We start from the raw sequence: 7,405 nt of genomic DNA, 5'->3' as shown, positions 1-7,405 counted from the left end.
AAAATCAAAACCCGATCAGCGCCCGAGATACACCTCGACCACCCGCTCATCCGCCTGCACCTGCGCCAGCGACCCCTCCGCCAGCACACTGCCCTGGTGCAGCACCGTCACATGGTCGGCAATGCTGCCCACGAAGCCCATGTCGTGCTCCACCACCATCAGCGAATGGGTGCCTGCCAGCGACCTGAACAGCTCGGCCGTGAACTCGGTCTCGGCGTCGGTCATGCCCGCCACCGGCTCGTCCAGCAGCAACAACTGCGGCTCCTGCACCAGCAGCATGCCGATCTCCAAAAACTGCTTCTGCCCGTGGGACAGCAACCCGGCCGGGCGCTGGGCCAATGGCAGCAGGCGCAAGGTGCTCAGCACCTGGTCGATGCGCTGGCGCTGCTCGCCACTCAAGCGCGCCGCCAGGCTGGCCCACACTGACTTGTCGGCCTTCAAGGCCAGCTCCAGGTTCTCGAACACCGTCAGTGCCTCGAACACCGTGGGCTTCTGGAACTTGCGGCCGATCCCGGCCTGGGCGATCTGGTATTCGCTCATGCGGGTCAAATCGAGGGTGTCGCCAAAGTAGGCGCTGCCGCTGTCGGGGCGGGTCTTGCCGGTGATCACGTCCATCATCGTGGTCTTGCCCGCGCCGTTGGGGCCGATGATGCAGCGCAGCTCGCCCACGCCGATGTACAGGTTCAGCCCGTTGAGCGCCTTGAAGCCGTCGAAGCTGACGCTGATGTCCTCCAGGCTCAGCACCGTGCCATGGCGGGTATCGAGCCCGGCCTTGCGCGCCTGGCCCAGGCCGATGGCGTCACGGCCGGCGCCCAGTTGGTCGAACACCGGTTCCAACATGAATTCAGGATGCACCGGGGGCACGCCTCTCATGGCTGGCTCCTTTTCTTCACAAGCCCGACCACACCCTTGGGCAGGTACAGGGTGACGATGATGAACAGCGCACCGAGGAAGAACAGCCAGTACTCGGGGAACGCCACGGTGAACCAGCTCTTCATGCCATTGACCAGCCCGGCGCCGAGCAGCGGCCCGATCAGCGTGCCGCGCCCGCCCAGGGCCACCCACACGGCCGCCTCGATGGAGTTGGTCGGCGACATCTCGCTGGGGTTGATGATGCCCACCTGCGGCACATACAGCGCCCCGGCCAGGCCGCACAGCACGGCGCTGAGCACCCACACCAGCAGCTTGAAGCCACGCGGGTCGTAGCCGCAGAACATCAAGCGGTTCTCGGCATCGCGCACGGCAGTGAGCAGGCGCCCGAACTTGCTGCGGGTGAGCTGCCAGCACAGGTACAGGCTGGCCAACAGCAGCATCACGGTGAGCAGGAACAGCACCGCGCGAGTGCCTTGGGCGGTGATGTCGAAGCCGAGGATGGTGCGGAAGTTGGTGAAGCCGTTGTTGCCGCCAAAGCCGGTCTCGTTGCGAAAGAACAGCAGCATGCCGGCGAAGGTCAGGGCCTGGGTCATGATCGAGAAGTACACGCCCTTGATCCGCGAGCGGAAGGCGAACCAGCCGAATACCAGCGCCAGCAAACCCGGCGCCAGCACCACCAGGCACAGGGCCCAGGCGAAGTGCTGGGTACCGGCCCAGTACCAGGGCAGCTCGTTCCACGACAGGAAGGCCATGAACCCCGGCAGGCCGTCGCCGGCAGCCTGGCGCATCAGGTACATGCCCATGGCGTAGCCACCGAGGGCGAAGAACAGCCCGTGGCCCAGGGACAGCAGCCCGGCGTAGCCCCATACCAGGTCCAGCGCCAGGGCAACGATGGCATAGCAGAGGATCTTGCCCACCAGCGTGAGGGTGTAGGCCGAGACCTGCAGCGCGTGCCCGTCGGGCAACAGCGACAGCAGCGGCAAGGCCAGCAACACCAGAACCACGGCGGCGCCGAGGGCCAGCGATAGCCGCGGCCCGGCCTTTTGTGCGGCAGTGACAAGCAGTGGCTGGTTCATCAGTCGATTACCCGTCCCTTGAGGGCGAACAGGCCTTGCGGGCGCTTCTGGATGAACAGAATGATCAGCGCAAGGATGAGGATCTTGCCGAGCACCGCACCGATCTGCGGCTCCAGCAGCTTGTTGGCGATGCCCAGCCCGAAGGCGGCCCAGAGGCTGCCGGCCAGTTGCCCGACACCGCCGAGCACCACCACCAGGAACGAGTCGATGATGTAGCTCTGGCCCAGGTCAGGGCCGACGTTGCCGACCTGGCTCAGGGCCACGCCGCCCAGCCCGGCGATACCGGAGCCCAGGCCGAAGGCGAGCATGTCGACGCGCCCGGTGGACACCCCACAGCAGGCCGCCATGTTGCGGTTCTGGGTCACTGCGCGCACGTTCAGGCCCAGCCGTGTGCGGTTGAGCAGCAGCCAGGTGAGCAGCACCACGGCCAGGGCGAAGGCGATGATGACGATGCGGTTGTAGGGCAGCACCAGGTTGGGCAGCAGTTGAATGCCGCCGGACAGCCAGGCCGGGTTGCTCACCTCGACGTTCTGCGCACCGAAGATCAGGCGCACGGCCTGGATCAGGATCAGGCTGATGCCCCAGGTGGCCAGCAGGGTTTCCAGCGGGCGGCCGTACAGGTGACGGATCACCGTGCGCTCCAGGGCCATGCCCACCCCGGCACTGACGGCGAAGGCCACCGGCAGGGCGATCAGCGGGTAGAACTCGATCGCCCCCGGCGCGTAGCGCTGCAGCAGCACCTGGACCATGTAGGTGCTGTAGGCGCCGAGCATCAGCATCTCGCCATGGGCCATGTTGATCACCCCGAGCAGGCCGAAGGTGATCGCCAGGCCCAGGGCCGCCAGCAGCAGGATCGAGCCCAGCGACAGGCCACTGAAGGCCTGGCCCAGCAGTTCGCCCACCAGCAGTTTGCGTTGCACCTGGGCGAGGCTGGTTTCGGCGGCGGTGCGCACGGCCGCGTCGGTTTCGGCGTCCGGTTGCAGCAGCGCTTCGAGGCGGGTGCGGGCCAGCGGATCGCCGGTTTCGCCCAGCAGGCGCACGGCGGCCAGGCGCACGGCAGGTTCGCTGGCGCCCAGTTGCAGGTTGGCCAGGGCCAGGCCCAGGGCGGCGTGGACGGCGGCGTCTGGCTCGGCGGCGAAGCGGCGGTCGAGGAAGGCCATCTGCGCCGGTTGCGCGGATTTTTGCAATTGCTGGGCGGCGGCCAGGCGGATCGCGGCCTGATCGCTGAGCAGTTGGTGGCTGGCCAGGGTGTTGTCGAGCAGACCGCGCAGGCGGTTGTTCAGGCGCAGCTTGCGGGTGTCGCCTTCGGCGATGCGGCCTTGGCGCAGGTTTTCCAGCAGCGGCAGGCGCGCGGCATCGGGTTGTGCGGCCCAGGTTTCGAGCAGGCTGGCCTGTTCGGCGGGCTTGGCGCTGAGGAAGAATTCGCCCTCGCTGGCGTGTGTTGCCAGGGGCAACAGCAACAGAAGGGTGAGCAGGAATCTGAGCATAAGGGCAGTCCTGGAAAATCGGCGGTGGATTCATCGCTGGCAAGCCAGCTCCCACAGGTGCAGTGAAGCGCTCAGGGCTGGCGCGGTCCCTGTGGGAGCCGGCTTGCCGGCGATAGGGCCGCAAAGCGGCCCCAATGCACTCAGTTACCTTTCACCGCATAGTCAGGCCGCTTGTCATTCCCCGGAATGAACGGGCTCCACGGCTGCGCCCGCAGCGGCTGTTCGGTCTGCCACACCACGCTGAACTGCCCGTCATCCTGGATCTCGCCGATCATCACCGGCTTGTGCAGGTGGTGGTTGCTCTTGTCCATGGTCAGGGTGAATCCCGACGGCGCCTTGAAACTCTGCCCGGCCAGCGCCTCGCGCACTTTGTCCACGTCCGTGGACTTGGCCTTCTCGGCGGCCTGCGCCCACATGTGGATGCCCACGTAGGTGGCTTCCATCGGGTCGTTGGTCACCGCCTTGTCGGCCCCCGGCAGGTTCTTGGCCTTGGCGTAGGCCTTCCAGTCGGCGACGAATTTCTGGTTGACCGGGTTATCCACCGACTCGAAATAGTTCCACGCCGCCAGGTGCCCCACCAATGGCTTGGTGTCGATGCCGCGCAGCTCTTCTTCACCCACCGAGAACGCCACCACCGGCACCTCGGTGGCCTTCAGGCCCTGGTTGGCCAGCTCTTTGTAGAACGGCACGTTGGAGTCGCCGTTGACCGTGGAGATGACCGCCGTCTTGCCGCCGGCGGAGAACTTCTTGATGTTGGCGACGATGGTCTGGTAATCGGCATGGCCGAACGGGGTGTACACCTCTTCGATGTCCTTGTCGGCCACGCCCTTGCTGTGCAGGTAGGCGCGCAGGATCTTGTTGGTGGTGCGCGGGTACACGTAGTCGGTGCCCAGCAGGAAGAAGCGCTTGGCGCCGCCGCCGTCTTCGCTCATCAGGTATTCCACCGCCGGGATCGCCTGCTGGTTGGGCGCAGCACCGGTGTAGAACACGTTCGGCGACATCTCTTCACCCTCGTATTGCACCGGGTAGAACAGCAGGCCGTTGAGCTCTTCGAACACCGGCAGCACGGATTTGCGCGACACCGAGGTCCAGCAGCCGAACACCACGGCGACCTTGTCCTGGGTCAGCAGCTGGCGGCTCTTCTCGGCGAACAGCGGCCAGTTGGACGCCGGGTCCACCACCACCGCTTCGAGCTGCTTGCCGTTGACCCCGCCCTTGGCGTTGATCTCGTCGATGGTCATCAGCGCCATGTCCTTGAGCGAGGTCTCGGAAATCGCCATGGTGCCCGACAGCGAATGCAGGATGCCGACCTTGATGGTCTCGGCGGCCTGGATGCTCCAGCTCAGGCCCATCGCCGCGATCGATGCGCTGAGGGTGAAGGCCTTGATCAGACTGCGTCGCTTCATTTGGTCACTCCGATGTGAGGGTTGTGGTGCTGGCAGGTCGGAGATTGCAAAGGCTGTGCCGAGCGGCGGAAGGCTTGTGATAGCGCGGTTGTGCGACGAATCGGGGCGTTTGGGGCGTCCAGGATGGTGCTTGTCGGATTGGCCTGCACAGGATTGGGGCCTGGGGGCTGTGAACACTTTTGACACATAAGCGGTACTTGAGTACCGTGCCGCACCGCAGTAGTTTCTGCGGTTCGGGATTGGCGTCCCGCTGTCAGAACCGGACACATCGCTTGTGCGATCGCGTGTCCTGCATGGTTGCACCCGTTATGGGCGGAGCCGTGTGCGGGAGCCTTCGGGCTCACCGGGCCTTCTGACCGGCACGCCAACCCGCACGGCTCCGTCCACCCATATTGGCGTGTGGGCACGGAGAGACACTTCAGAAAGCTGCAAGGAGTCGCACCATGCTCAAGAAGATCGTTCCAGATCCACCGTTCGCGCCTGTCGCTGGCGCACCTCTCATCGATGCCCTTCAGCGAGAGGTGCAGTCATGAACCCGGAATCGCGGGTCAATCCCGCCATTTGCAAACCCCGCCCCGTTACCGCCTGTTCCCATTTCGGCACCTGCAATCACGCCCACGCCCCGATGCTTTCGGTGCATGCCGGGGTCGATAGCGAGGATGCGCTGGTGTGCGCCGTGGCGGCGTTGAAGGCGGCGTATGAAACCAATGCAGCAGCATTGGAGAAGGCGGGGGAGCCGTTGCGCAGTTTGCTGACGGCTACGGAGAATTCGCTGGAGAAGGGGTTGGCGTTGGCCGAGGCCGTGCTCGTGGGGTTTGAGCAAGGCTGAAAATCGCCGGGGCTGCTTTGCAGCCCATTCGCGGCATAAGGCCGCTCCTACAGGGCTGCACATGACTTACTGATTTAGCAGGTACCTGTGGGAGCGGCTTTAGCCGCGAACACCGGCGAAGCCGGTGCCATCCACCGCGTTGCCTTCTTCGCGGGTAAACCCGCTCCCACAGTGAGCGCCGCGCGCTTGCGAAATCAGGTCTCTGGCTGGATCAGCGGTTGGAGGCTTCACCCACCGCCGCACGCGGCTGGCGCTTGCTGCGCACAAACTGATAAGTCACCGCCAGCAGCACAAACCAGATCGGCGTCACCACCAGCGCCTGGCGGGTGTCGTCACGCAGGCTCAGCAGCACCAGGATGCCGGCGAAGAACACCAGGCACACGTAGCACATGAAGCGCCCACCGGGCATCTTGTAGCTCGACGCTGCATGCAGCGCCGCACGGTTCTTGCGGTAGCTCAGGTACGACAGCAGGATCAGCGTCCAGACGAACATGAACAGCACCGCCGACACCGTGGTCACCAGGGTGAACGCTTCGACCACGTCGGGCACCAGGTAGATCAGCACCGCGCCCAGCAGCAGGCAGGCGCAGGAGAAGTACAGGCCGTTGGCCGGCACCGCACGGCGCGAGAGTTTTTCGAAGGCCTTGGGCGCATCGCCTTCCTGGGCCAGGCCGAACAGCATGCGGCTGGTGGAGAACACCCCGCTGTTGGCCGACGAGGCCGCCGAGGTGAGCACCACGAAGTTGATGATGCTCGCCGCCGCCGGCAGGCCGGCCAGCATGAACAGCTCGACGAACGGGCTCTTGCCCGGCACCACGTCGCGCCACGGGGTGACCGCCATGATCGCCACCAGGGCCAGCACGTAGAACACGATGATGCGAATCGGGATCGAGTTGATCGCCCGGGGCAGGGTGCGCTCGGGGTTCTTGGCTTCAGCGGCAGTGGTGCCCACCAGCTCGATGCCGACGAAGGCGAACACGGCAATCTGGAAGCCGGCGAAGAAGCCCATCAGCCCGTGGGGGAACATGCCGCCGTCGTTCCACAGGTTGGCCAGGCTCGCGGTGTCGCCGCCGGGCGACTGGAAGCCGGTGATGACCATGTACAGGCCGGTGACCACCAGGCCGAGGATGGCGACGATCTTGATCAGGGCGAACCAGAACTCCATTTCGCCGAACAGCTTCACCGTCACCAGGTTCAGCGACAGCAACAGCGCCACGCAGCTGAGCGCGGGGATCCACTGCGGCATGTCGGGGAACCAGAACTGGGTATAGGCGGCGATCGCCACCACGTCGGCGATGCCGGTGACCACCCAGCAGAACCAGTAGGTCCAGCCGGTGAAGTAGCCGGCCCAGGGGCCGAGCAGGTCGGCGGAGAAATCGATGAACGATTTGTAGTTGAGGTTCGACAGCAGCAGTTCGCCCATGGCGCGCATGACGAAGAACAGCATGAAGCCGATGATCATGTAGACGAAGATGATCGACGGGCCGGCCAGGCTGATGGTCTTGCCCGAGCCCATGAACAGGCCGGTGCCGATGGCACCGCCAATGGCGATGAGCTGGATGTGGCGGTTGGTCAGGTTGCGTTGCAGGTGCTGGTCTTCAGCAGGGGTGGAGGAGGTCCGGGTCATAGGCTGCATTCCATTGAGGGTCAGTCTTCTTGTCAGAGGTAGCCGGGTAGGCTAACACGCCCGTTCCAGATGGGGGCGCGACAGATCGACACGATGTTGGCGGTGCA

Annotated in this window: 6 protein-coding genes; 1 reads left to right on the top strand and 5 read right to left on the bottom strand. The window is 65.1% G+C overall.

Features of this window, described 5'->3' with window-relative positions:
* Nucleotides 1–15 precede the first annotated feature (15 nt).
* The 4 genes from urtD to urtA all read right to left on the bottom strand — a co-directional run bounded on the left by urtD (nt 16) and on the right by urtA (nt 4,842).
* The gene (gene urtD, locus ACQ4N9_RS19340; protein ID WP_347150733.1) at nt 16–873 is read right to left on the bottom strand and encodes an urea ABC transporter ATP-binding protein UrtD; all 858 of its coding nucleotides are present in this window, start codon (nt 871–873) and stop codon (nt 16–18) included.
* Complete coding sequence (gene urtC, locus ACQ4N9_RS19335; RefSeq protein WP_390965966.1) at nt 870–1,949, bottom strand: urea ABC transporter permease subunit UrtC; 1,080 nt, start codon at nt 1,947–1,949, stop codon at nt 870–872. The genes urtD and urtC overlap by 4 nt, the downstream gene beginning before the upstream one ends.
* Nucleotides 1,949–3,436 (bottom strand): urea ABC transporter permease subunit UrtB, encoded by a 1,488-nt coding sequence (gene urtB / locus ACQ4N9_RS19330; RefSeq protein WP_125860616.1) that lies wholly within the window; start codon nt 3,434–3,436, stop codon nt 1,949–1,951. Before urtB ends, urtC begins: the two co-directional genes overlap by 1 nt.
* Nucleotides 3,437–3,576: 140 nt before the next feature.
* Entirely contained in the window at nt 3,577–4,842 is a 1,266-nt protein-coding gene (gene urtA / locus ACQ4N9_RS19325; RefSeq protein ID WP_390965969.1) for an urea ABC transporter substrate-binding protein, read from the bottom strand.
* Between the two features lie 529 nt (nt 4,843–5,371).
* Here urtA and ACQ4N9_RS19320 point away from each other — a divergent pair.
* On the top strand, nt 5,372–5,671 hold the full coding sequence (locus tag ACQ4N9_RS19320) for a hypothetical protein (RefSeq protein WP_390965971.1): 300 nt from the start codon (nt 5,372–5,374) through the stop codon (nt 5,669–5,671).
* 211 nt (nt 5,672–5,882) lie between these two features.
* Here ACQ4N9_RS19320 and cycA read toward each other — a convergent pair whose 3' ends face one another.
* Complete coding sequence (cycA, locus tag ACQ4N9_RS19315) at nt 5,883–7,298, bottom strand: D-serine/D-alanine/glycine transporter (protein WP_390965973.1); 1,416 nt, start codon at nt 7,296–7,298, stop codon at nt 5,883–5,885.
* Between the last annotated feature and the right edge of the window lie 107 nt (nt 7,299–7,405).

This window comes from Pseudomonas sp. ES1 (assembly GCF_050586605.1).
GTDB lineage: Bacteria > Pseudomonadota > Gammaproteobacteria > Pseudomonadales > Pseudomonadaceae > Aquipseudomonas > Aquipseudomonas sichuanensis.
The sequence above is the reverse complement of the archived record's forward strand: the minus strand, read 5'-3'. Positions and strand labels throughout refer to the sequence as shown.